Annotated in this window: 25 protein-coding genes and 1 other RNA gene; 16 read left to right on the forward strand and 10 right to left on the reverse strand. The window is 42.2% G+C overall.

Annotated features, from left to right (window positions below; all coding sequences use genetic code 11):
* Positions 1-57: 57 nt before the first annotated feature.
* From V7K30_RS27185 to V7K30_RS27195, 3 genes are all read right to left on the reverse strand, one after another.
* Positions 58-747, reverse strand: coding sequence for an ElyC/SanA/YdcF family protein (locus tag V7K30_RS27185; RefSeq protein WP_335004663.1), 690 nt, complete (start codon positions 745-747; stop codon positions 58-60).
* On the reverse strand, positions 747-1,403 hold the full coding sequence (locus tag V7K30_RS27190; protein ID WP_335004665.1) for a DUF2301 domain-containing membrane protein: 657 nt from the start codon (positions 1,401-1,403) through the stop codon (positions 747-749). Before V7K30_RS27190 ends, V7K30_RS27185 begins: the two co-directional genes overlap by 1 nt.
* 150 nt (positions 1,404-1,553) lie before the next feature.
* Positions 1,554-1,682: a hypothetical protein gene (locus V7K30_RS27195; protein WP_335004667.1), complete on the reverse strand. Its 129-nt coding sequence runs from the start codon at positions 1,680-1,682 to the stop codon at positions 1,554-1,556.
* 11 nt (positions 1,683-1,693) lie between these two features.
* Between V7K30_RS27195 and V7K30_RS27200 the strand changes: the two genes are divergently transcribed.
* Entirely contained in the window at positions 1,694-3,643 is a 1,950-nt protein-coding gene (locus V7K30_RS27200; RefSeq protein ID WP_335004669.1) for an eCIS core domain-containing protein, read from the forward strand.
* 3 nt (positions 3,644-3,646) lie between these two features.
* The gene (locus V7K30_RS27205; RefSeq protein WP_335004671.1) at positions 3,647-4,273 is read left to right on the forward strand and encodes an ankyrin repeat domain-containing protein; all 627 of its coding nucleotides are present in this window, start codon (positions 3,647-3,649) and stop codon (positions 4,271-4,273) included.
* A 446-nt stretch (positions 4,274-4,719) separates the two neighbouring features.
* On the opposite strand, the gene V7K30_RS27210 is transcribed toward V7K30_RS27205, so the two are convergent.
* On the reverse strand, positions 4,720-7,134 hold the full coding sequence (locus tag V7K30_RS27210; protein WP_335004673.1) for a tetratricopeptide repeat protein: 2,415 nt from the start codon (positions 7,132-7,134) through the stop codon (positions 4,720-4,722).
* A 178-nt stretch (positions 7,135-7,312) separates the two neighbouring features.
* On the opposite strand from V7K30_RS27210, the gene V7K30_RS27215 reads away from it, so the two are divergent.
* Both V7K30_RS27215 and V7K30_RS27220 read left to right on the forward strand, forming a co-directional pair.
* On the forward strand, positions 7,313-7,993 hold the full coding sequence (locus V7K30_RS27215; protein WP_335004675.1) for a Uma2 family endonuclease: 681 nt from the start codon (positions 7,313-7,315) through the stop codon (positions 7,991-7,993).
* 144 nt (positions 7,994-8,137) lie between these two features.
* Complete coding sequence (locus V7K30_RS27220; protein WP_335004676.1) at positions 8,138-8,977, forward strand: HNH endonuclease; 840 nt, start codon at positions 8,138-8,140, stop codon at positions 8,975-8,977.
* A gap of 46 nt (positions 8,978-9,023) precedes the next feature.
* On the opposite strand, the gene V7K30_RS27225 is transcribed toward V7K30_RS27220, so the two are convergent.
* Complete coding sequence (locus V7K30_RS27225; protein WP_335004678.1) at positions 9,024-9,251, reverse strand: hypothetical protein; 228 nt, start codon at positions 9,249-9,251, stop codon at positions 9,024-9,026.
* Between the two features lie 251 nt (positions 9,252-9,502).
* Here V7K30_RS27225 and V7K30_RS27230 point away from each other — a divergent pair, with 251 nt between their 5' ends.
* From V7K30_RS27230 to V7K30_RS27240, 3 genes are all read left to right on the forward strand, one after another.
* Complete coding sequence (locus V7K30_RS27230; RefSeq protein WP_335004680.1) at positions 9,503-10,441, forward strand: ferritin-like domain-containing protein; 939 nt, start codon at positions 9,503-9,505, stop codon at positions 10,439-10,441.
* A 176-nt stretch (positions 10,442-10,617) separates the two neighbouring features.
* Entirely contained in the window at positions 10,618-11,379 is a 762-nt protein-coding gene (locus tag V7K30_RS27235) for an isoprenyl transferase (protein WP_335004681.1), read from the forward strand.
* 241 nt (positions 11,380-11,620) lie between these two features.
* Complete coding sequence (locus V7K30_RS27240) at positions 11,621-12,004, forward strand: hypothetical protein (RefSeq protein ID WP_335004683.1); 384 nt, start codon at positions 11,621-11,623, stop codon at positions 12,002-12,004.
* On the opposite strand, the gene V7K30_RS27245 is transcribed toward V7K30_RS27240, so the two are convergent.
* The 3 genes from V7K30_RS27245 to trxA form a co-directional block, all read right to left on the reverse strand.
* Positions 11,990-12,553, reverse strand: coding sequence for a hypothetical protein (locus V7K30_RS27245; protein WP_335004685.1), 564 nt, complete (start codon positions 12,551-12,553; stop codon positions 11,990-11,992). The two genes, V7K30_RS27240 and V7K30_RS27245, sit on opposite strands and share 15 nt — an antisense overlap.
* 233 nt (positions 12,554-12,786) lie before the next feature.
* Positions 12,787-12,951 carry a hypothetical protein gene (locus V7K30_RS27250; RefSeq protein ID WP_335004687.1) on the reverse strand — a complete coding sequence of 55 codons (165 nt, stop codon included), beginning with the start codon at positions 12,949-12,951 and terminating at the stop codon, positions 12,787-12,789.
* Between the two features lie 203 nt (positions 12,952-13,154).
* Positions 13,155-13,472: a thioredoxin gene (gene trxA, locus V7K30_RS27255; RefSeq protein ID WP_229467763.1), complete on the reverse strand. Its 318-nt coding sequence runs from the start codon at positions 13,470-13,472 to the stop codon at positions 13,155-13,157.
* 438 nt (positions 13,473-13,910) lie between these two features.
* Here trxA and fabG point away from each other — a divergent pair, with 438 nt between their 5' ends.
* Positions 13,911-14,657: a 3-oxoacyl-[acyl-carrier-protein] reductase gene (gene fabG / locus V7K30_RS27260; protein WP_335004690.1), complete on the forward strand. Its 747-nt coding sequence runs from the start codon at positions 13,911-13,913 to the stop codon at positions 14,655-14,657.
* Positions 14,658-14,871: 214 nt separating this feature from the next.
* Positions 14,872-15,729, forward strand: coding sequence for an Rpn family recombination-promoting nuclease/putative transposase (locus V7K30_RS27265; RefSeq protein WP_335004692.1), 858 nt, complete (start codon positions 14,872-14,874; stop codon positions 15,727-15,729).
* A gap of 142 nt (positions 15,730-15,871) precedes the next feature.
* On the opposite strand, the gene V7K30_RS27270 is transcribed toward V7K30_RS27265, so the two are convergent.
* Entirely contained in the window at positions 15,872-16,954 is a 1,083-nt protein-coding gene (locus V7K30_RS27270; RefSeq protein ID WP_335005234.1) for an MraY family glycosyltransferase, read from the reverse strand.
* A 157-nt stretch (positions 16,955-17,111) separates the two neighbouring features.
* Between V7K30_RS27270 and groL the strand changes: the two genes are divergently transcribed.
* The 4 genes from groL to rnpB all read left to right on the forward strand — a co-directional run bounded on the left by groL (position 17,112) and on the right by rnpB (position 21,991).
* Positions 17,112-18,785, forward strand: coding sequence for a chaperonin GroEL (gene groL, locus V7K30_RS27275; RefSeq protein WP_335004694.1), 1,674 nt, complete (start codon positions 17,112-17,114; stop codon positions 18,783-18,785).
* Positions 18,786-19,374: 589 nt separating this feature from the next.
* Positions 19,375-20,517 carry a magnesium/cobalt transporter CorA gene (gene corA, locus V7K30_RS27280; protein WP_335004696.1) on the forward strand — a complete coding sequence of 381 codons (1,143 nt, stop codon included), beginning with the start codon at positions 19,375-19,377 and terminating at the stop codon, positions 20,515-20,517.
* A 303-nt stretch (positions 20,518-20,820) separates the two neighbouring features.
* The gene (locus tag V7K30_RS27285; RefSeq protein ID WP_335004698.1) at positions 20,821-21,519 is read left to right on the forward strand and encodes a hypothetical protein; all 699 of its coding nucleotides are present in this window, start codon (positions 20,821-20,823) and stop codon (positions 21,517-21,519) included.
* Positions 21,520-21,564: 45 nt separating this feature from the next.
* Positions 21,565-21,991: RNase P RNA component class A (rnpB, locus tag V7K30_RS27290), an RNA gene on the forward strand.
* On the opposite strand, the gene V7K30_RS27295 is transcribed toward rnpB, so the two are convergent.
* Positions 21,980-22,444 carry a hypothetical protein gene (locus V7K30_RS27295; protein WP_335004700.1) on the reverse strand — a complete coding sequence of 155 codons (465 nt, stop codon included), beginning with the start codon at positions 22,442-22,444 and terminating at the stop codon, positions 21,980-21,982. The two genes, rnpB and V7K30_RS27295, sit on opposite strands and share 12 nt — an antisense overlap.
* Before the next feature lie 124 nt (positions 22,445-22,568).
* Between V7K30_RS27295 and V7K30_RS27300 the strand changes: the two genes are divergently transcribed.
* From V7K30_RS27300 to rnc, 3 genes are all read left to right on the forward strand, one after another.
* Positions 22,569-22,763, forward strand: coding sequence for a hypothetical protein (locus tag V7K30_RS27300; protein WP_322693778.1), 195 nt, complete (start codon positions 22,569-22,571; stop codon positions 22,761-22,763).
* 71 nt (positions 22,764-22,834) lie between these two features.
* Positions 22,835-23,017 (forward strand): hypothetical protein, encoded by a 183-nt coding sequence (locus V7K30_RS27305; protein WP_335004702.1) that lies wholly within the window; start codon positions 22,835-22,837, stop codon positions 23,015-23,017.
* Positions 23,018-23,121: 104 nt separating this feature from the next.
* Positions 23,122-23,841, forward strand: coding sequence for a ribonuclease III (gene rnc, locus V7K30_RS27310; RefSeq protein ID WP_335004704.1), 720 nt, complete (start codon positions 23,122-23,124; stop codon positions 23,839-23,841).
* Positions 23,842-23,900: the final 59 nt, after the last annotated feature.

The following is a 23,900-nucleotide window of genomic DNA, read 5'->3' on the forward strand; positions in this document are numbered from 1 at the left end:
TGGTTAATTTAGTGGACATAATAACGCTGCCAAATTACGAATTACGAATTATCACTTTTAGGCTTTCCAATTCAAAAACCGCGCATAAATATAAGCGATACCTTCATCAAGAATTGTGCGTACTCCTTGGCTAGAATCCCACCATTTGGTTGGATCATAATCTTGTGTTTTAGCAGCGATCGCACCAACTTTGACGTTAGGGTTAAGTAGTTTTCTGAACAGCAACCAACTTCTACGGGTGTGAACGTCCAAGGAAAAAAGATTAATTGATTGTAGCTTTAAATTTGAATTAGATAGCCAGCGCTTAAATTCGGCAGCAGATGCATAACTACGATCCTTAATTACCATAGGTGTCGGAACAGCTACCACCTTCTCTGATTCTAAACCGAGTTTCTTGAAGGTGGCGGCTGATACTTCTGCAAAGTTCTTGTATTCGCTAAGATAATTTCCTTTTTCTATTGTGCCTCCCGTGGTAATTACAAGACGATAAGAACCGTTTTCAAATTCAGCCAAAGCTTGTTGTATGGCATAATCTGGTAGCCATCCTTCGACAACCAATACTTCTGCTGATTTGACCGGGGAAGTTACGGCGAGAAATGAGTGCACATGAGTAATAGTGAAAAATATTAAATAAGCAATCAAAGCGATCGCAATCGCCCACCCCGGAGCCGTAAGTGTCCACATTTCTTGGCGTTTTATTAGTTTGATTTTTGGAAATTTTTGACGCCGACGATTTTTGGTCTGCATTAAATCTTAGCTAAACGTTGCTCTTTCAAGTAGGTAAAGACAGATTTATCTCCAATATCAGCAGGAATTGCTTGTACTGTCTTTCGCAGCGCAAACACCAAAAACAACGTTGCCCAAATTCCTAATAAAACATTTTCCCCCTGAGTTGGTAGAATTCCCACCAAATGTCCTAACAACAGTAGCGGGACTATTAGGGTTAATACTTTGGTTTCCAAGCGATTGAAGCAAAAAGCCTCTTTAAAAAAAATACCTGTCAAAGCAACGAAGATCAAACCAACTCCAAATAAGGTAATAGGGTGATTGTAAACAGTGAGAGCCAAAGGTTCACTATTAGAGATTGCCAGAATAACTGATGCTATACTACCGATCGCCCAAAAAATTTGCAATATTCGGTGCAGTGATGCCATGTAGATATGAATGGTAAATAAACTTACACCGAGAGCGAGACTAAAACAAGCATATAGAGGTGTAAGTGCGGTAAAAACAGTCTGGTTATTGTTGAGCAAAACCAAAGCGCTGCCGATGGCAAAGCTCAGTGCTGCTACCATTAACCCAGCCCGGTAGATAATTACGCCAGTGCGATCGCTCTGAGTAATTGTAAATTCCCCAAACTGACCTTGATAAACTTCTGGTGGAGGCAGTGTTTGCGTAGTCATAGTTAAAAATATAGTTACGATTTACTAATAGAGTACAACGGGAAATTGTTGAAGGGTTACTTTTATTATTATGGGCAATGAGACGAACTTAGTGTCATAATCCCTAAACTCTTTTGTCGGGTGGGCACTGCCAACCGTGCGCTCAAACCCTTATGTCGTCAAAGATGGCTCTTTGTCGAGGATGTGCGATCGCTTGACAAAATAATTTCCACTTAAGTCGATAGCGATCGCAATTAGACAAACTGTATAATCTGTTTCAAAAATCCCCTTTTTGATCAAGGTAGGGTGAGATGAGCGATGTCCAAATACAAGCTGCTTTGCGTCTACGCACCGTTCAAGGCCAGAAATCAGCCGCATTAAGTTTTACGAATTCGTCGCTTGTCTCACCAACAACTCCGACGCTTGCAAATCCAATCCGCGGCTTTGGTTCACAAATCAATACTGCCCCGCCCCAAACAGTAACTGAGGTAGCACCAGACCTTCAAGAAGCCCAATTTGCTGATGAGCAATTATTGGAACCAGAAGTTATCCAAGAAAAGCCCCTTACTCACGACATTAGTCGCATATCCTTGCGTCGTCCACAGGCAAAACTCACAGTTGGAGAACCGGATGACCAGTATGAGCAGGAAGCAGATCGGGTGGCTAATCAGGTGATGCGAATGGTTATAGCTGATAAACTTAAGGTTCCTAGCGTACAGCCTGTACAAGATTCCTTGCAGCGAAAATGTGCAGCGTGTGAGCAGGAAGAAGAAAAACTGCAAGCTAAACCATCGCTGCAACGTTATACCGATGGCAGCTTGCAGGCTGGGGATAATATTGAGAGTCGGTTGAATAGTAGTAAAGGTGGCGGTAGTTCTTTGCCAGGTGACGTGCGCTTCTTTATGGAACCCCGCTTTGGTTATGATTTTAGTCAGGTGCGGGTGCATACGGGTACTGAAGCGGTGCAGATGAACCAGGAGTTGGGCGCACAGGCGTTTACACATGGTAGTGATGTTTACTTTGGAGCAGGGAAATCGCCAGGTAATAATGAGTTGACTGCCCATGAATTGACCCATGTAGTGCAGCAAACAGTAGCCCTACAACGAAAATGCACTACCTGCCAAGAAGAAGATGATCAAATTAGAAGAAAAGAAAATGAGGAAATTTTAACTGGTACTCCTTCCAATGGTGATGCATCACAGTCCTCCAACAGCACCGCAAAACTTCTAGATTTAATTGCCCGTTTAGAACAACTGCATACTCATTCGGACAAACAAATAGTGTCACAGGCAAGTACTGAGTCTAGTGACAATCCACCTTTGCAAAAAGAAGGTCAGCAGCATTTGGGCACTTTGTCTAATGGTTTGGAGCAACTACGAGCAGTTGCCCGTAGCGATGACGAAACTTTGAAGCAACAGGTTCTAGGAGCGTTTACCCCATCTGCTATGCAAACAGCCCAGGTAGAGGCGTCGAATCGAGTCCAAGCAGTGTCTGGGTCTTCCTTCCAGTCAAGTGCAACTGCAAGCATACAGCGAGCGCCAATCAGTATTGCAACCAAATCTCTGACAATTAGTTCACAGCAGAATGCCGCAGAAATCGAAGCAGACCAAGTTGCTGAAGTAGTAACTTCTGGCAAATCAGTTGCAGTCAGCCAACATTCTCCAAAGGGTAGTATTAATCGCTTTTCAGGAGGAGAAGAACTCATTGCCTTGGGAACTGCGTTACTTGTCGCAGATGCCGAAGCTGCACCCGTCGAAGCAGTAACGGGCCCTCCTGGTTGGGCTATCGGATTAGGTATTGCTGTTGCTGCTGTAGTCATTATTGGTGTTGGTGCTGTTATCTCTTCTGATACCCCAGCAACCCCAGAACCTGAAGTTAAACCAGTTCCACAACCTATCCCTGTGCCTGTGCCTGTTCCTGTGCCTCGACGTTATCCAAACCAGACGTGTGAGGATTCGGTGCTTGATACATTGCAAGAAAAGATGCACGATTTTTGCGATACGATTGGGGGTGAAAGCTGTAGCCCCAGCAAAGTAAGTCGAAAAAAACTCGCGCGGCGACCCTGCTCAGAGATTCGTAAACGCATTCAGGCAGTGCAGGAATGTATGCGTCTCAGACAAGATATCCAGGATCAGTGTTTTGATAATAAACCCGATCAAACCCATAAAGACGTTATGGAACAACTTAGAAGTGGACTTCAACATTGTTTGGATCTTGAAAAGGTCAACTGTGCACCAGGTCACCCAATGGCAAATCTTTGAATTATGTTAATGGATCTCTTTGAAGCGATCGAAAATCAGAATTTAGACTCCATCGCACAATTACTGTCACACGGAGCTGATCCAAACAGTCTTCGCCCGGAATCTCCAGGATGGACACCGCTACATGAGGCAATTGAGCAACTTGAAGATGGTGGTGAGATGGAACCCTTAGTTTTGTTACTTCGGCATGATGCATCCGTTGATACTTGGGATGCTAATCATGATTCTACACCACTCTTGATGGCACTTTTCCGTGGGCAAATAGAAGCTGTTCGCTTGTTGCTTGCTGCTGGTGCAGATCCGAACGTTGTTGGCAGCGAGGGTGACTCACCATTACGCTGGTGCGTTGAACAAGGGGACTACGGCACAGCAGCAATGTTACTTCGTTGTGGAGCGACCAAAACGCTCAATGATGCTGGCGGGGCGAGTGGAATGACAGCACTTGGGCAAGCCGCAAAACGACTTGATTTAAAAATGATTGAACTTCTCTTACAAGCAGGAGCAGACCCAGAAGTTTATGATGCTGATAAGTTCACTGCATATCGACGGTTGCCGCCACGAAACGAAGCAAAAGATGATGCTGTGTGGCTTGCAGCAAAGGCACTGTTAATGCGCTCACCGATGTTGTAGTGCGATCGCTCTTTGTCGAGAATGGGCGATCGCTTTATATCATGTCCGCCTGATTACTTATTAAACCCCAAGAACCCCACCCCGCCAAAGCTGTGCTTTGTCTCCCCTCCCGAAAAGCGGGGAGGGGTGGGGTGCAATGACTGTGGGAATTGTAACTAATTATGCAAAGATGATATTACAGTGAACGATTCAAGGTGCGTTAGCCTACGGCGTAACACACCCTACTTCAAATTTATATTTCTTCATATACATTGAATTTTTCTCGCCGACTTACTTAGCTATAAATCAATACGCTTGGTTAAGGCTAAAAACTAAAACTGATGTAGGTTGGGTTGAGGAACGAAACCCAACAAAGTCCTAAGGATGTTGGGTTTCGCTGTTGCTCAACCCAACCTACTTTTCTTCTTAACCCAAGCGTATTGAGCTATAAATGAAGGAAGGCTTGATCAGCAATGATGGACGACAAGCTCTTGGGCGTCTACGCATAGTTCAGCGCAGGTTGAAATTTTTTCAACTTGCTTCGGAGCTTTTATTTCAGTAAATAGCTGAATCGCTTGATTAAAATTCATTTGGCTTTCATCACGCTTTACCATCTTTTGATAAGTTAAACCCAATTGAAAATAAGCTTCAGCTAGGTCACACTTAGCACCTATTTTATCCAAAAGTTCGATGGCTTCTGTATGATTAGCCAGGGCTAATGCAAAATCTGCTTGTTGTCGATAGATTTCTGCTAAACCATTCAGTGTTTTTGCTTTTACCTGCATATAGTGACTTTCTTCAGCAAAGGTCAAAGCTTGGTGTAATATTTGATTTGCCTGGGAAAATTCTCCTAAATTGACGTAGGTTTGACCCAAAATTTGCATGAAATAGACAAATCTCCCAGTCTGTTTCACCAGTTTTTCGTTCTTAATATTTTGATAAGCTACATCTGCTAATGCATAGGAGACATCACACAAACCTAAATAAGAGTATACCAAGGCTAAACAGACAGAAGCTTTCTCTGCCCAGCGATGATGCTCGGTATTTTGAGCCAGATAAATTACTTGTTGAAATAACTTTGCGGCTGCCTCTAGTTCCCACAAATCTATTTTGTAAAGACCAATACTTAATAAAGAATCTACTTCTAGCATCCTCAAATAGTAAACTGGATGTTTATTTTCTGGCTGAGGTACAAGTGATTTGAGTGCTTGCGTTGCCAGAGTAATAGTCTTTTCCTGACAGGCGATCGCTTGATTAATCTTACCTGTTATCCAATATAAATCACCCAGTATATTGTAAAGTTCGCTGAGATTTTGGTCATTTTTCAGATTGTTAACAACTTGATTAATTGCCGCAAGTATCGGTTGAATTAAACCCATACGATACAACGTACTACCAAGAGGCAAAAACTGCTGCCATTGATTATTTCGGCTTTTTAAAATGACCTTTCCAGCCAGCTCAAAATCATTAATTTCTATATAATGATAATACGCTTCCAGAGCTTGCAAAGCATCTTTAAAGGTTTCAATTTGTTTAACACTAGTTGTCCAAAATTCTGCGGCTTTGTGGTTGGCAATTTCCCATTCATCGCTGGGGCGTAAACGCGCGATCGCCTCTGCGCGAATCACCGGATGCAGCCAATATTCACCTTTATCGCACTCCACCAAAGACCGATTTCTTAGGGAAGCGATGATTTGGCGATGTTGAGCAGGTGGAACATCCCAAAGTAAACAAAACAACCCTTGTGATGGAATGGTGGGTATATCTTGGTAACGATAACATCCTAAACGGCAAAGCAGGCGATAGGCTTGCGGGTCGAGGGTTTGCAGACGATTGATTTGACTAACCGCTAAATTTTTTAAGTCGGTTGCTGCTAGCGGATCGGCATGATTTTCTTGCCAATAAAGAACCATGTCACCGTCAAAATCTTCCTGAATCGAACCACAAAGAATTCCCATTGCTTTAGCATTACCGCCATAAGTGCGATGCATGATTTGCAAAGTTGGCGAGTTGATGGCTAATCCCCGGTTGCTAAAAAACTGTTGCCATGCGCTTTGATCCAAACCAGGAAGCCGATAGTGATTCACATTTAGCCCAGGTTCACAAAGGCGATCGCGACTAGTAATCAGAGTAACAGATTGCACCCTAGCATCAGCCAACACCCGCAATAGTTCCACATAGTTGCGGTGAGAAGCAATCAAGCCGCCTTGTTGATCTAATGCAGGTTCGAGATTGTCAATTAATACCCCAATTCGCCGATTGTGCAGTTGGCGCTTGAGTCGTCCCAAAGTTACGCCAAATTCTACCCCAGGTTCTTGATCAAAGTCTTGTTTGAGCCATTCTTCTACTACCCGTTCCGCAGGGGTAATATTTTGTGTTTCCTTCGCCATCAGCAGTTCTAAAACCAAGTCAAACCCCTGAGTTTGGAGATATTGCTGGGCTAAAGTGGTTTTGCCTAAACCGCCTTCACCTTGGATAACAATGACTTTCGATCCCTGATTTACCAAAGTATTCAGGTGAGCGATCGCTTCTGTTCGTCCAATAAAATTGGTATCATCTAATTTTGGGATGGGATTTTGGGGCGATCGCGAGTAATCAATCAGGCTGGATATCGCTGTAGTTTTTCTCAGAACTCGCTCCAAAGCAGCGCGACAATTACTTTTGGTAATCTTTTCTCGCAATACTTTAGAAAGCAGCTTCCATAAATGAGAGCCAGCATCCTTGGCGTGTCCTTCCGTACAACCGTAAGAATGAGCGATATCTAAGTATTTTCTACCCAACCAAACTTGCACAAGAATCACTTTTTGCAAATCGCTCAACCGTTCCCCAGTCTGAGGGGGAATTATGGCATCTAACCATGCTAATGCTGCTTGGGCGTCCATTGTGTAACGACGAGGATAGTTCAGATTTTAGGGACAACTATAAATGACTCTACAGTTATATTGCTAGAGTTTTCGGATAAGATTCTGTAAATCCGACTTTTTTCCCGACTTTTCCAAATAAAGCCTTCTCGTCTAATAAAATAAAAATCATTAGGTCATCTCAGCACCATCATTACTTATGGTGAAATCAGATCCCCGTCAATTGCCTAGTAGTGCTGAACTTCCTTGTTCAGACGATACCCCTGTGGATAATGAAGACCAGAATTTTATTCCTAACCTGCTTCTTTTCTTGCTGCAATATATTTGGGCAAACCGTAATGACTGGTTTTTCAGCGTGGATATGGGCGTTTACCATACCACAGGGGTTAGTCCACTTGTGCCAATTGTTCCAGACGGATTTTTGAGCTTGGGTGTAGAACGGCGCAAGGCAGGGAAATCTCGTAAAAGTTATGTCCTCTGGGAAGAAGACTACATTGTACCTATCTTGGCTTTGGAAATTGTCTCTTTAACTCCGGGTGGAGAATACGACAAGAAATTAGACATTTATGCCAAGTTAGGTGTACTTTACTACATTATTTACAATCCAGAGTATTGGCAAAGAGATCGCCACCAACCTTTTGAAATTTATCGCTTAGTAGATGGTAGCTATCAATTGCAAATTGGTGAACCCTTTTGGATGCCAGAAATTGGTTTGGGAATTGGGCGATCTCAATACGTATCTGGTAATATCCAGCGTCAGGTTTTGTATTGGTATGACCAACAAGGGAAGCGCTATCAAACTCCAGAAGAACAGCTTGAATTAGCGCAAAAACAACTTGAGCGTTATCGTCAGCAATTTGGTGAACTGCCAGAGGGTTGAGCAGTGCGAGCGCTATATAAGTTGGCTATCTATTAAAAAATATTAAGATTGATTGTAATTTATATTATATGTAATTTATATGTTCGATAAAAAGTTAATTTCAACCATAAAATATACATTTGTCGAAGTGAAAATCATATCAATATGAACGATTATCAATGGAAAAAAGAAGTCAAAGAATGGTTATCTAAACATAAAAAAAATATTCAATCAGATTTAGAACAAGATTTTATTACTTTCTTTGAATATGCTTTTATTAATACATGTTATCCAGAGCAAGCATGGTTTGGTATTCATAAAGAAGTTATCAGTCTTGTTATAGGTGGAATTTTTTTGGCAGCAGTTCATTTAAGAGAAGGTATATGGCTCTTAGTAGATCAATACCCACCAAAAGTCTATGGATTAGACTATCGACCTGTTAAATCAACTCTAAAGTATGAAGCTTCACTAATTTGGGCATACGCTGATTCTTTCGACATAGTTTCAATAATCATTGAGAATAGTGATATATGGAAATCTTACGCTAAGGCCTCAGAAAAAATTCTGAACTATGGAATTTCTAGCCCTCGTGATTCAATTCAGAAAAGCCGGGTCAAAAAAAGATTGAGTGATTTCTGGATTGCTAATTCCAGGAAAGAGAAAAATGGATATTTACAAGAATTAGAAGAAAAGGTTAGACATTCTCAAAAAATTAGTAAGTCAGAAAGAAGAGAACGACTTGAAAAAGCTCATAAAATACCTGAAAGTATTCAAATTAATCAAATAGTATTTAAGAGAAATACTGATGTTATTGCTGAAGTTTTAGATAGAGCAAATGGAATCTGTGAAGCCTGTAGAAGTCCAGCGCCTTTTATTCGCGCTTCTGATGGTACGCCTTACTTGGAGGTTCATCATAAAAAGCTCTTAGCCCAAGGAGGGGACGATACGGTGGATAATGCTATTGCTGTATGTCCTAATTGCCATAGAAAAGCACACTATGGTTAACTTTTAGATTGCGCTAAATTTGTTTTCAAGCGCGATCACCTTTTCTCTACGAAGCTTCAATTTCTGCTGCTATCTGTTCATCAGTTAAGGGATTATCTGCGTGTATCGCTTGTATTTCTTTGAATAACTTTTTTAATTCTTCTGCTAAAGTAACCCTTTGATTATCCTCTGTCAAAATAATCACCTCAACTCTCTGTCCTGCTTTAAATGGTAAATCAGATAATACTAACTGCTTTGGATCTGCAATGGTGATATATCTTTTATAAACGTTCATGATTTATCCTGTTACTCAACTTTTATCTACCCTTGTTCTAACAATTTCGCCACATTCTCTGCAATTCTCTCTTCTAACTTTGTAAAGTAGCCCTAGAAAAGCGAGTTTTTAAACCCAAATTTTCTATAACCAACTTTTTCCCCGACTTTTGCAACCACATCACATAAAACTGCCGACTTCAGCCGACTGACAAAACAAAGTGCGATCGCTTAGGCTATTGGGCATAGAGATAAAAATTAAAGTATAAAAATATGCTTAATACTCTCAGCCCCGTCGCAGAAGAATTAGCAGTCAAAAGCTATCCCAGCCGTCATTACCTTCAAACACAACATCGTATTCGTTCCCTCATAGACAGATATATTACAGTCGAAAAACTACATGAACATCTGCAAGATTTACCGATACAGTTTGCCAATCCCCAACCGCGTGCCTGGAAACTTATCGACTGGCAAACAATTAACCGCAATCAAATTATCGGCTTAGACGCAGAGGTATTTCTATCTCTATTGATAGGTGCGATGGATACAGAAGCTCCCATTCGTGGCTATACCCAAACAAGTCGGCAGTATTTGGAAAAATTGCATCCTCAGATGGCTAGGTTTGTTGGTGGAACAGTCCGTGAAGATGGCGAATTGCTGGAACTTGGTTTGTGGGAAAAGGAAGAACGTCAGCACACACCCGCATTAATCAAAATCTACACCCAATTAACAGGCAAGAAAATTACCCCAAAACTTCGGACTGTTAGAAGCTATCTCCCCACAGATGATCCTGACGAAGACCTATATCGCCACGGCTTACACCGCATAGCCACAGAATACAGTGCAACCTGTCTTTATATTTGGTTGATGGCTCACACTACTGGCGCACTCCAAGATGTTTTAGAGGAACTAGCACAGGATGAAATCAACCACATGACCAAATTCTGGGGGTTTGGAGTCTGGACTTTCCCTGATACTGGGTTGATGCGAATTGGACGCACGCTGATCAAAACGCGATCGCCAAACTATCAGCGTAACAACCTCATGCGTACCCTCCGCCGCATGATGGCTACCCTTAACTGGAATGCTTGGTCATTGACCAACAAAACAACTCTCCTCTTTACCTTCACCTACACAATGCGTCGTCTGTGGAGTTGGAACAATAGCCTAACACCAGACTATTTACAAGATTTATTTGGAATTACTGAATAAACCTTTTGCACTCTCCTGTGCGCCTCAAGGAGGGAATTAGAGCAAGCCTTTTTAAGGGGGTTGGGGAGATCAAAATATCACAAACCCAAGCGTATTGCTCTAAAAACCCCCTTTTTTAAGGGTGGGGTTGGGGGGATCTCTTGTGCGTAAATCTTATTCATCAAAGCAAAAAATCCATGACTTCCAAACTTTCCTCAAAATTACCCACCGATTTAAATCCCGAAAAAATACCCCAACATATCGCCGTCATCATGGATGGTAACGGACGATGGGCAACCAGTCGAGGATTACCGCGCATCGCCGGACATCGCCAAGGAGCAAAAACACTCAAAGAACTATTGCGTTGCTGCAAGGATTGGGGAATCAAAGCCTTGACAGCATACGCTTTCTCAACAGAAAATTGGCAGCGTCCGGTTGAAGAAGTAGATTTTCTGATGCTGTTGTTTGAGCGATTACTACACCGCGAGTTGGCTCAGATGCATCGGGAAGGAGTGCGAATCTCGTTTATTGGAGATTTATCAGCTTTACCCAAGTCTCTACAGACGGAAATGGAACGTTCAATGAGAGAGACGTTGAACAATCAAGCAATTCACTTTACTGTTGCAGTCAACTACGGTAGCCGCAATGAAATTACCAGAGTTTGTCGTCAAGTAGCTCAACTCGTAGAACAGGGCGAACTCAGTGCCGAAGAAGTTAATGAAAGTCTTGTAGAACAACATCTTTACACAGCAGATACTCCAGAACCTGATTTGCTGATTCGTACCAGCGGTGAGATGCGGTTGAGTAATTTTCTCTTGTGGCAAATGGCATATACAGAGATGTATTTTACCGATATCCTTTGGCCAGATTTTAATAGAGAAGCATTTTTTCAGGCTTTGTTGAGCTACCAAAGTCGCGATCGCCGTTTTGGTCAAGTTAAAGCTTCAGTGTCAGCTTAGTGTACCAAACACCAGACATCGCCTCAAAATTGAACCGGACAGTTTTATGCCATCAGGGGATAAAGTAAAAGCACCCACATGACCACGATGGTATATGAGCGCTAATAAATAAAAACATTATCGAGGATAATCTATCTGCTATGACAGACCGAAGTAGCTATAAGAATAACAGCCGCTGAGTAAATAAACTGCAAGGGTAGTTACAAATGTTTTGTTAAAAATACTACTTATCGTAAATGCGATGCTTGACTTAGCCAAAATCCAATCGATTGCTCAATCCTATTCTCCTCAAGAACTCTTTGCTGCCTTGGTTTGGCAGCGTCGGTTCAATGAGTTTGATGGCGAAGAAGTGATTACTGACCTTTCCAACCACACGAATTTATGGGCAAGCTTTCTGTTTACAAAACCAATCTTTGCACCAGACGAAAACGGTTTAAGCTTCGGTGGCATGGTTGATACCCTCCTTGCAATGGCAAACTATCGTCCCATGCCTGAAACAAGCATCATCCATTTCATTGCTTATCCTGCTGATACGCTATACATCCTTGCAGAGAACCAAGACACAAAAGTGTCAGAGCTTTTAGACTTGGGCAAAAAGTGGCGAGCCGACTCAGTATTTTTTTAATTCATTGCGAATTAGTTCAAGTTTGCCATCCATCAGTTCAGAGATTTTATCAACTACTTGATTAGTATCTTGAAATAACTTATTTTCCAAATATTCGATTCTTTCCAAACTCTGCTCAATGCTGTTTTGAGACAAGCTAATTGCCTGCATTACAGCTAGCGACATTTGATTAATTCTGTTTTCTAGATAAAAATTAGTTTTACTAATAGTCTCTGTGAGGGCTTTTTCACGAATCTTATCTATTTTATAAAGGTGATGTTTAACTTTTTCATCTGCTGTATTTAGCAGATGTTCAATGTCAGCTTTAACCTTACTTTCTAATTGCTCAGTTTTTTCTATTGCATGACTAATGCTTTCTTGAGCTATATAATCAAGCTTATCGGCTAAAGGGTAAAGTTTGTCATCAAACAAGTCAGCTATTTCTTTGCTAGTCTCTCTGACGACCTCCTTGGCTGCACCCTCAAATTGTTTAACAAGACCTCCAAATAACCATCCCATCATTTCTTCACACCCTTTCACAGCATAACTAGCAAGCAGATATCCTCCCAAAAATAACACTCCTTTTCAGGAGTGTCGAGGATAAAATAATGACTAATAAATAAGTAGAAACTTGGTGGACGATTATCAAAGAATATTGTTTGGTGTTTTCCAAAAATATAGTCGCTTTGCCCAAAATGTGTTGTGCAAAACTGGTGCGATGTCTAGGTTGGGCTACGCCTACGCTAAACTAAAAATAAAGTGCATAGGCATAAGCTTATCTTAGACATTACCCCACAGATAACTTAATTGTTTCTTTTGCCTGAGTTACGAGCTTGATTTGAAAGTTGGTGCTTTTGTATAACCCGCTCAATCTGGCAAGTCACCGCATTTATTCTGTGTTTAACCTTATCAAAATCAATATTCACCCAAATATCGGCTTTGTTAGGTCTTTCCTGTTTATTATCCATATATTGCTTCGCTTGTCTAAATATTTTGTTATATCCATACGATATAGCCGTCTCAATTTCTAAACTACTTTCTCTAGACGTATAAGTAAATATGCTTAATATTTACTTAAGGTTTTATCTGCTAGAAGTTTAATCACTATTTACTGAAAGAGACGCGATATTTCGCGCCTCTAAAAACCAAAACCCAAATTCTAAGTGTTAGCTTAAACCTTTGTTTGTAGATATTGCACTAACTGCGGTGCTTGCATCACTCCCTCTATCCGATCCACAGGCTGACCCTGCTTAAATAGTACTAAGGTTGGGAGAGAGGCAATTTTGTACTGAGTGGCCAAATCTGTGTATTTTTCTGTATCAATTTTGACAATCCGTAGGCGATCCTTAAGTTGGGCATTGACTTGCTCTAAAATTGGCACCATCATTTGACAGGGACCACACCAGTCAGCGTAAAAATCTACTAATACAGGTACATCAGAAGCAGACAGCATCTCTTCAAAGCTGTTAAATTGCTTTTTAGTTGCCATATGACACACACCGATTTTCAATTGTTTGTTTCAATAGTAATTCTTAGAAAATAAAATCGGTATAGGTTTATGGGTTTTTCTTGGGAAAGGACTATATTAATCAATAGACATATCCGCGAATTAACCTCAAAGCCTTATCAATCAAGGGTCAAAATCTAATTTTCGGATAAATCTAATATAGACTGATTTGCCATGAAGAAAATATTAAAAAATTATAATAAAATACACATATAGTTTTCGTTTGTGTATAGCCATTAGAGACCATTTATAAAATAAATCTTAAACTGACTATTTGTTATCTATTTAGATATCTCGATTGCATCATGCTAGCAAGATTGTCACCCTCCAAGAGTTAGATTTTATCCAGACAATATTCAGATGTTCCCTAAATCACCATAAGATAATTAGCGCGGTATTTCTAAGATTGAGGAACATTAAATGACACTATTACAAGATAAAGTCGCAATTGTCACAGGTGGATCACGAGGAATTGGCCGAGCGATCGCAATTGAATTAGCTACACAGGGAGCGATCGCAGTTGTTAATTATGCCAGTTCGAGTGCAGCAGCTGAGGCAGTTGTTGCAGAAATTACAGCAGCCGGAGGTCAGGCGATCGCTATCCAAGCTGATGTTTCTAAAATCGATCAAGTAGACGCACTAGTTAACGCTGTCATCGAAAAGTTCAGCCGCGTGGATATCTTAGTCAACAACGCAGGTATTACTCGCGACACACTGCTTTTGCGTTTGAAGCCAGAAGATTGGCAAGCTGTGATAGACCTTAATCTTACTGGTGTTTACTTATGTACACGCGCCGTCAGTAAAATCATGCTCAAGCAGCGATCGGGGCGGATTATCAACATTACCTCTGTTGCTGGGCAAATGGGCAACCCAGGTCAGTCCAACTACAGCGCCGCCAAAGCAGGTGTAATCGGCTTCACCAAAAGCGTTGCCAAAGAACTTGCTTCTCGCGGCATCACCGTTAACGCCGTCGCCCCTGGCTTTATTGCCACCGACATGACCAGCAATCTCAACAACCTCGAAGATATCCTCAAATACATCCCACTCGGTCGCTTTGGTCAGCCTGAAGAAGTCGCTGGCATGGTACGCTTCCTCGCCGCCGATCCCGCCGCCGCCTACGTCACTGGACAAGTTTTTAACGTCGATGGCGGTATGGTAATGGCGTAAATAGTGCTGAGTTAGGAGTTAGTAATTTTGCTAGGTGCGTTACACCGTAGGCTAACGCACCGATTTTATCTGGCGATCGCTACTAGCTAAGGGTTATAAAATGTGTTCCTTAATAATCAATAAATAATTGAGGGTTAGGGATTGTTCTTAGTTGGCGCTTTAGCGAAGACAGCGCCAACTAAGAACTTATTAAATCAAACTTGACAAACTAATTATGAAAACAGACTCCATTTTTTATCGTTTATTTCAAACTTTTCCCAGTGCTTTTTTTGAATTAATTAATCTGGAAGCATCAGCAGCAAATGCATATAATTTCGCTTCAGTAGAATTGAAGCAAACAGCATTTCGTATCGATGGAGTCTTTCTTCCTGTTGCTGATCCTAGCAGTCACGCGATTTATTTTGTGGAGGTTCAATTTCAAAAAGATAACGAATTTTATGCTCGTTTATTTTCAGAACTTTTTCTGTATTTACGACTTTACGCACCTACTAAAGATTGGCGAACAGTAGTTATATTTCCTCGCCGCAGCTTTGAACCAACCCAAGTGCAACCGTATCGAGTCTTACTCGAAAGCCAACTAGTCACGCGATTATATCTAAATGAGCTTGGAGAAGTAACTGAACATTCTTTGGGAGTTGGTATCATCAAATTAGTAGTTGTGAATAAAAAACAAACTCCCCTATTAGCCAAAAATTTGATTACAAAGACACGTTCAGAAGTGCTGGATAAAGCACTTCAACAAAAAGTGCTAGATTTAATAGAAACAATTGTAGTCTACAAACTACCGCTTATCAGTCGTCAGGAGTTGATAAAAATGTTTGGACTCGGTGATTTTGATATCAAAACTACCAGAATTTATGAGGAAGTCCGTGATGAAGTCAGGCAAGAACAGACTCTAGAAGTGGTCATGCGTCAGTTGAGACGACGCATTGGCAATTTGACTCAGCAATTGCAAGACAGCATCAGTCAGCTATCTATCGAACAGCTTGAGAATCTAGCTGAGGCACTGTTGGATTTTTCCACAGAAGGAGATTTAGTCGCTTGGTTGCAAGACAATTTAACTCAAGCTTGAATTTTTGATGGACTGGTCAAGGTATAATTCCATATCACCGACTAGCCCGTTGTAGACATCGTTTTCCATTGGTAAAATATCTTGGTCATGCAGAGAATAAAGCATAGTAGGGCTAGCATTGCAATGCCCACCCTACAAGCAACTAGGGCTGTTGGCGTATCCTTTGCCAGACAGTAAAGCCCAAAAGAATGATAATGCTACTGGCGGTAGTCACTATTACAGCCAAACTCATACCTTGTATTCTCATCGCCAGCAAGTTGAAAACTAAGGTAATTGACCAAAGCGTGAATGCAGCATGGCGCTGGGAGAGTCCCCAAGCAAGCAAGCTGTGGTGCAGGTGGTCTTTGCCAGGAGTACTGAGAGGGTTATTTCCTGCTAGTAGCCGCCGCACAAATACTTGAGTGGTGTCTAGCACTGGTAACAACAGAAATAAAACCGTAGGAATTAGTGCATAAACTGTGTTTTGTTGCAGTTTGCCTAAAATACTAGTTGCTGCCAGCACATAGCCGAAAAAGTATGCTCCGGCATCACCCATAATAATTCGTGACGGATGGAAATTATGGCGCAAAAAGCCCAGTGCAGCACCTGCCAAGGCTGCGAGTACCAAGATTGCGGCTGCACGATTGTTAAATTGGGCTGCAACGGCCAACAAACTCATGGCGGTAATAAAGCTGATTCCTCCTGCCAAGCCATCCATACCATCCATCAAGTTGATGGCGTTGGTAATCCCTACTACCCATAGTACTGTTAGCAACATGGACAGGAACGAGTCTATGGGGGTACCAAACATCACTTTGACGCTGATGCCATTAGCGACCAGCAACAGTGCCGTGACAATTTGCGCCCACAATCGAACAGAGGGCGGTAAGCCGAACTGATCATCGATAAAGCCCACAAGGACTAATATCGAACCCCCCAACAGAATAGTGAGCACCTGAGCCAATACGTTTTGGAGTTCGATCGGTCGTAAAAGGCTAGCTAATACGAGCGCGGCAATCACACCCGCATAGATAGCCAGCCCCCCTGCATTGGGTAAAGGTTCTCGGTTTAGTCGCCGGGCGTTGGGTTGGTCAGCCCAACCTACCCGCAAGGCGAATTTGCGGACTGTCGGAATTAAACGCCAAGTTACAACCCAAGCCAAGAGGAATGTAAATACTACTGCCAACCAGCCGGTGCCGCCAGGGTCGGCAATACCAAGGGACTTAAGGGAGTTCTCTAGATTCATCTCCCAATTCATGCATTACTGCCAGTATCTAATATGAGCATCACCTGTATATTAATCAATTTTTTTATTTCCATTTATAAATTGAGCGGCTTGGGAGATTAGCACTCTTGCTCTGTGAGTGCTAAATTGTCTAATGGAAGCGCTAGAGAAATAAAACATGGCGAAAATTATTGCATTTAACGAGGAATCGCGGCGAGCTCTGGAAAGGGGTGTTAACGCCCTTGCCGATGCCGTAAAAATCACCTTGGGGCCCAAAGGTCGCAATGTCCTTTTAGAGAAAAAATTTGGCGCACCTCAAATTGTCAACGATGGTATCACTGTTGCCAAGGAAATTGAATTAGAAGATCCTTTGGAAAATACTGGTGCAAGACTCATGCAAGAAGTAGCATCAAAAACTAAAGATGTTGCTGGAGATGGCACCACCACCGCCACAGTTTTAGCACAAGCCTTGATTCGGGAAGGTTTGAAGAACGTCGCGGCGGGTAGTAACCCAGTTAGTTTGAAGCGCGGGATCGACAAAACCATTGAGGCACTGGTACAAGAAATTGCCAGGGTAGCCAAGCCAGTAGAAGGAAGTGCGATCGCTCAAGTTGCCACTGTCTCAGCTGGTAATGATGAAGAAGTTGGCCAAATGTTAGCCGAAGCAATGGAAAAAGTCACCAAAGATGGTGTAATTACCGTTGAAGAATCCAAATCCCTAACCACCGAACTAGAAGTGGTTGAGGGGATGCAGATTGACAGGGGTTATATTTCTCCTTACTTCGTCACCAACAACGAGCGGCAAATTGTGGAATTTGAAAACGCCCGGATCTTGGTGACAGATAAAAAAATCAGCAGCATCCAAGATTTAGTGCCAATTTTGGAAAAAGTCGCCCGTTCTGGTCAGCCCTTGCTGATTATCGCTGAAGATGTCGAAGGTGATGCTTTGGCAACTTTGGTGGTGAACAAAGCGCGAGGTGTACTAGCTGTGGCTGCGATTAAAGCGCCTGGGTTTGGCGATCGCCGCAAAGCTTTGTTAGAAGATATTGCTATTCTCACCGATGGACAGTTGATTTCTGAAGAAATCGGCTTAAGTTTGGATACAGCTGCTCTAGAAGCGCTGGGAACTGCCCGCAAAATCACCATTGACAAAGAAACCACCACAATTGTAGCTGGCAGTGTCACTAAGCCAGAGGTGCAAAAGCGGATTGCTCAAATTCGCAAACAGTTGGAAGAAACCGATTCTGACTACGATCAAGAAAAACTGCAAGAACGCATCGCCAAGCTTGCTGGCGGTGTGGCAGTGATTAAAGTGGGTGCGCCAACCGAAACCGAACTCAAAGACCGCAAACTGCGGATTGAAGACGCGCTGAACGCCACTAAAGCTGCTGTGGAAGAAGGTATTGTTCCTGGTGGTGGGACGACCCTAATTCACTTGGCTAAAACCGTAGAAGCGATTAAAAACAGCCTACAAAATGAAGAAGAAAGAATTGGGGCTGATATTGTCGGACGAGCGCTAGAAGCTCCCTTGCGCCAAATAGCAGACAATGCCGGTGCTGAAGGCTCTGTGATCGTCTCTAAAGTCCGGGATAGCGACTTCAACATTGGCTACAACGCTGCTACCGGGGAATTTGAAGACTTGATCGCTGCTGGTATTATCGACCCTGCCAAAGTCGTGCGTTCAGCTTTGCAAAACGCTGGTTCCATTGCTGGTTTAGTTTTAACCACCGAAGCGATCATTGTTGAAAAGCCGGAGAAAAAATCGGCTGCTCCTGCCCCTGATATGGGCGGCATGGGCGGCATGGGCGGCATGGGCGGCATGGGCGGCATGGGCGGCATGGGCATGTTCTAACTTCTGCTCACCCAGATAAATATTTTTTAAGCAGTTTGTCTTGCCAAGGCAAACTGTTTTTTATAGCATTGCTGATTCAGAAGCAATATGTTATCTGTATTGCTGGTAACTCACTGAACGTAAATAAACTTACATCAGTTTTGATCTATTTGAACCACACGTGTTGTACGGAACATTGCTCATTGATGTCAACTTAAGGTAAAACCCTTTTCAAACCTCGTTTCCAGTCTGAGGCTGGAAATGCTTTTTCATTGCGGCTTTGTCGTCACTAAGGGAGGCGGAGCCTCAACGACGGGCATTCCCAGTCTCAGACTGGGAACGAGATCAGAGATCATCTCTGAAAGCTTGTTATAGACTAGCTTTCACCTTAACTTGATCCGTATGAACAATGTTCTCTACCGCGCTTTTCAATGATTAATTATGAGTATAACTGATTACCAACAAAATGCTGATGATCAAATTAGCCACCTAAATAATTGCTTAATCTAGAAATTAACGTCTTTATATTATTAAATTTTGTAAACTTACCTGTAAGTTGTCAGTTGTTTTTACGACTGACAAATCACAAATAACTATTAGGTAATATTTAATGGCACGAAAACTGCGCCGCCTCCCCAAAATAGTAACTAGACCATATGAAAATGAGTTCTATCACGAACCAGGGACTCTACCAGGAACCATTATTATTGATGCAGATGCTCCGCCACCGATAATTTTCTTGATTGACTATAACCAAACTAATTTCACCCGTGAACAAATAGCAACTCCAGAGGAGTGTGTTCCATATCTGGAGATGGAATCGGTTTCTTGGGTAGACGTACAAGGTTTAGGCAGTCAAGACATATTACAACGATTGGGTAAAGTTTTTGATTTACATCCTCTAGTTTTAGAAGATGTAGTTAATGTACCGGAGCGTCCCAAAACAGAGGATTATGAAGACCAATTGCTATTCATTAGCCGCATGGTAGTAGCAAAGGAAAGAACATGTGGTTTTTATAGTGAGCAGGTGAGTTTAATATTAGGGAAAAATTATTTGCTGACAGTACAAGAGGAACCAGAGCATGATTGTTTTGAAGCGGTGCGATCGCGAATTGAAAAAAATAAAGGTACTATCCGTAAACAGGGAGCGGATTATTTAGCTTACGCTGTGTTAGATGCGATTATTGATGGCTTTTTCCCAGTGCTAGAGCTATATGGGGAGCGAATCGAAGAGTTAGAAGAGGAGGTAATAGTCAAACCAACCCCACAAACACTACAAAATATTTATCAAATTAGGCGAGAATTACTGCAACTACGTCGTGCTATCTGGCCACAGAGGGATGCAATTAATTCCTTAATTCGAGATGGCAGTGATTTGATTAGTGAAGAAGTGCGAATCTACCTGCGAGATTGTTATGACCATACGGTACAAGTGATGGATATGGTGGAAACTTATCGAGAACTAGCATCTGGATTAATGGATGTGTACCTTTCGGCAGTGAGCAACAAAATGAATGAAATTATGAAGGTACTAACGATAGTTTCAACAATTTTTATTCCACTGACTTTTGTAGCCGGAATATATGGGATGAATTTCAGTACTGAAAAATCGCCATATAATATGCCTGAATTGAATTGGTATTGGGGCTACCCAGTTTGCTTGGTAGTAATGGCTGCGATCGCACTTGGTTTGCTATTCTTTTTTTGGCGCCGAGGCTGGCTGCAAAATTCTGTAATAATTAAGCGTAATTAATAATTGCAGATACACAATGATTGAATGGGGAGTGGGGAGTGGGGAATGGGGAATGGGGAATGGGGAATGGGGAACCCCATAAATAAATTTAAGGGATGAGGATCAGGATGTCTTCTTTTTTCGGGCAATAGTCTCAAAACAAATATCTTTTTGTTTTCCATGAATAAATTCAGTTCCTTTGTACCAAGTTGGAGTAGCACTCATTCCCATATTACCCCACTCCCTACTCCCTACTCCCTACTCCCCACTCCCTCTTTTTTTCAAATATACATTCATTAGCACCGGGAGTTGAGATTCTGAGTTATGAGGAGTAGCGACCAGAATTTAGTAGTTTTGACGATTTATATTATCGGTGTTTCCTATGTTTTTAACCGCATGGTTGAATCCATCGATGACCAAGTTAAATTTGAGTTTAAAAAAGGAACCGTTGACGAACAATTGAAAGAACAAAATCTCGACGATAAAATTGGAATTTCCTTTAAACTCAAACCCTCATACCCAATTGACGATTTGAAAGATTTAGGAATTGGCATTGAAAATAAATCTGAAAATATTGCCGTATACGTTGATTGGGACAACAGCTCTTTAGTAGTTGAACATAGCAAGCAATCGCGCCGCGTGATTCGGAAATCACCAGACTTAACCCGCGACTTAGCAGTCCCCCAAAGTCCTAGCCTGATTGCCCCCAAGAAAACACTTTCTGAGACGGTGACAGCAGAAGATGTTTTCGAGCGCGATCAAGTAACTGGAACCTATTTAGCGAAAAAACCACTAATTGATATCAACGGGCTGCAAAAAGGGCAAAAAAAGTTGTACAACGACTTTATTAACAGAAGAAAGGAGTTGGATTTTTCTCTACAACTGGTGCTTAGGATATCTGAGGTGCGTTTAGGTCTAGCCCCAGGTCGTGATTTTCCTGCCATTAGTATTATCAATTGTCCTTTCACAGTCAGGAAACTACCTTGGACTTACGCTCTACCTTGGAATAAAAAAAAGCAATAGCAACCAGACATACTATGCCATCGAAGATTACACTGGATCTAAGGAGAGAGTAGGCGCAGGCGGTTGCAGATCAGTCATAGTAACTGGTTTGAGGAAAGTCCGGACTCCCGAAAGACCAAACTTGCTGGATAACGTCCAGTGCGAGCGATCGTGAGGATAGTGCCACAGAAAGATACCGCCAAAACAGTTAGGAGTTAGAAGTTAGGAGTTAGGAATTATTAACTTTTAACTCATCACTCATAACTCCTAACTAAATTTGGTAAGGGTGCAAAGGTGCGGTAAGAGCGCACCAGCAGTATCGAGAGGTACTGGCTCGGTAAACCCCGGTTGGGAGCAAGGCGATAGGAACTACGGTTGGTCTTTTACCAGTTCCGCTCAACGAGAGCCGCTAGAGGCGTTTGGTAACAAGCGTCCCAGATAGATAACTGCCCTCGCAAGAGAACAGAACCCGGCTTACTACCTAGTCTTTCCCCTGCAATGGAGTATGAACCTTTAACGGTTTGTACTCCATTCTTTTTTGGACGATGTTTAATTCATAATTTAAAGCATTCCCAGTATCTCTAATGCTGTATCCAGATGCCATTTCACCCGATATAGTCCAAACAGCTTCTCTTGACTGTACCGGGCTGGGTATTCTAGCTTCCTTTCCTCCATCGATCACCCTGAGCAATGCTGACTGTTCTGGTGTAGGTGTTCCCATAGCCTCTAGCGTTGCTTCTAGCGCTTGTACTTGAGAGAGCATAGGAGTCTTCAATCCTTTATTCTCTGATACTTGCTTACAGGCTATAACAGGGAAGGTCAGGAGTGCGTTAATATAGGATGCCTTATCAGCAGGGTTCCCTATTGCTTGGATGCTGTACTGTATCAGGCATAAATCGCGTAATGCTCTCAAGCTTTTCACTTCTGATTCTGTGCGTGTAAACATAAAATAGAGTTACCTCTTGTAAAAGTGGGAATCGGTGGATGCATACCCTCAGAAAGTTTCATCCACCAATTAATCATTATTCAATGGGCTTCCACATTAGTACAGCTTTGTTAAGTAACGTAAAGTGTCTAAAGATAATCGCGGTAATCCAGATATTAAAAATTATGGTTTCAAAACTGACAGGGAAGAACCTCTGACTGAGAAGATGAACTTACGTATGACAAAATCCATGAAAGAGGAAGTGCAGCAACAAGATAACCCTCCTGAATTCTGTAGAGAAGCTATCCAAGAGAAGCTAGATAGAAATAAAAGGAAGTAAGTAGGTCGGCACGATAAAAGCCATGTATATTTAGTTATAAAAAAATGTATAATTACTGATACAGAAGCTAAATGTCTAAAAATAAAGGTAATCCAGATAACTTAAAACCATTCACCACGCACAGAGAGCGACCACTAACTGAATATCTACATTTGCGTGTCACCAAGGAAATGAAGGAAGAGGTAAAAGCTAAGGACGATCCTCCTGAGTTTTGCCGTCAAGCTATCCAAGAGAAGCTAGATAGAGAGAAGTAGCGAAAAGTTGCTAGAGTAATACTCCAAGAACTTTAGAGATATAAGTAAGATAGATAGCTAGTAGCCTTCCCCTACTCCCCCTGCCCCTTTCCCCTTGTCATGTAATGCCCCTTGCTTATCCACGCCGTCAACGGCAACTCGAAAGTTTAATCCAAAAATTAGGTTTGTCGCTAGAAGCACCTATAAAGTGGGAGCTGTTGGATTTAGCGCTAACTCATCCCACTGTCTCTGATTCGGCAAATTATGAACAGCTAGAGTTTGTTGGCGATGCAGTGGTGCGGCTGGTGTCGGCTGTTGTGTTATGGGAAAATTATCCTGATTGTCCAGTAGGGGATTTTGCGGCAATTCGTTCGGTGTTGGTGAGCGATCGCATCCTCGCCCAATTGGCAAGAGTTTATGGTTTGGAGTTATACTTACTAGTCGCTGGCAGTGCTACCGCTGATAAAGTTGGTCAAGAGTCACGACTGGCAGATGCTTTTGAAGCAGTTCTGGGTGCGCTTTACTTAAGTACTCAAAATCTGGAACTAATCCGCTCTTGGCTAGATCCCCACTTCCAACAACTAACCACAGAAATTCGCCTCGATCCTGCCAGACTTAATTACAAAGCTGCTCTCCAAGAATGGACTCAGGCGCAATTTAAAGTTTTACCAGAATATCGAGTTGTGGAACTCACTCAACCGCACCGCAATCAAGAACGTTTCGTCGCTGAAGTGTGGCTGCACGACAACAAGCTAGGAGTTGGTAAGGGACGCTCGATCAAAACCGCTGAACAAGCCGCAGCTAAGGTAGCTTTTTTAGCAATTCTTAATCCGGAAAAACCCTGAGCTTAAAAGACGGGTGATTAGCCGATAATCAGTTGATTGTCATTTGTGCCTCGTCCTTT

The organism is Nostoc sp. (assembly GCF_036917655.1).
In the GTDB taxonomy this organism is placed as follows: Bacteria; Cyanobacteriota; Cyanobacteriia; order Cyanobacteriales; family Nostocaceae; genus Nostoc.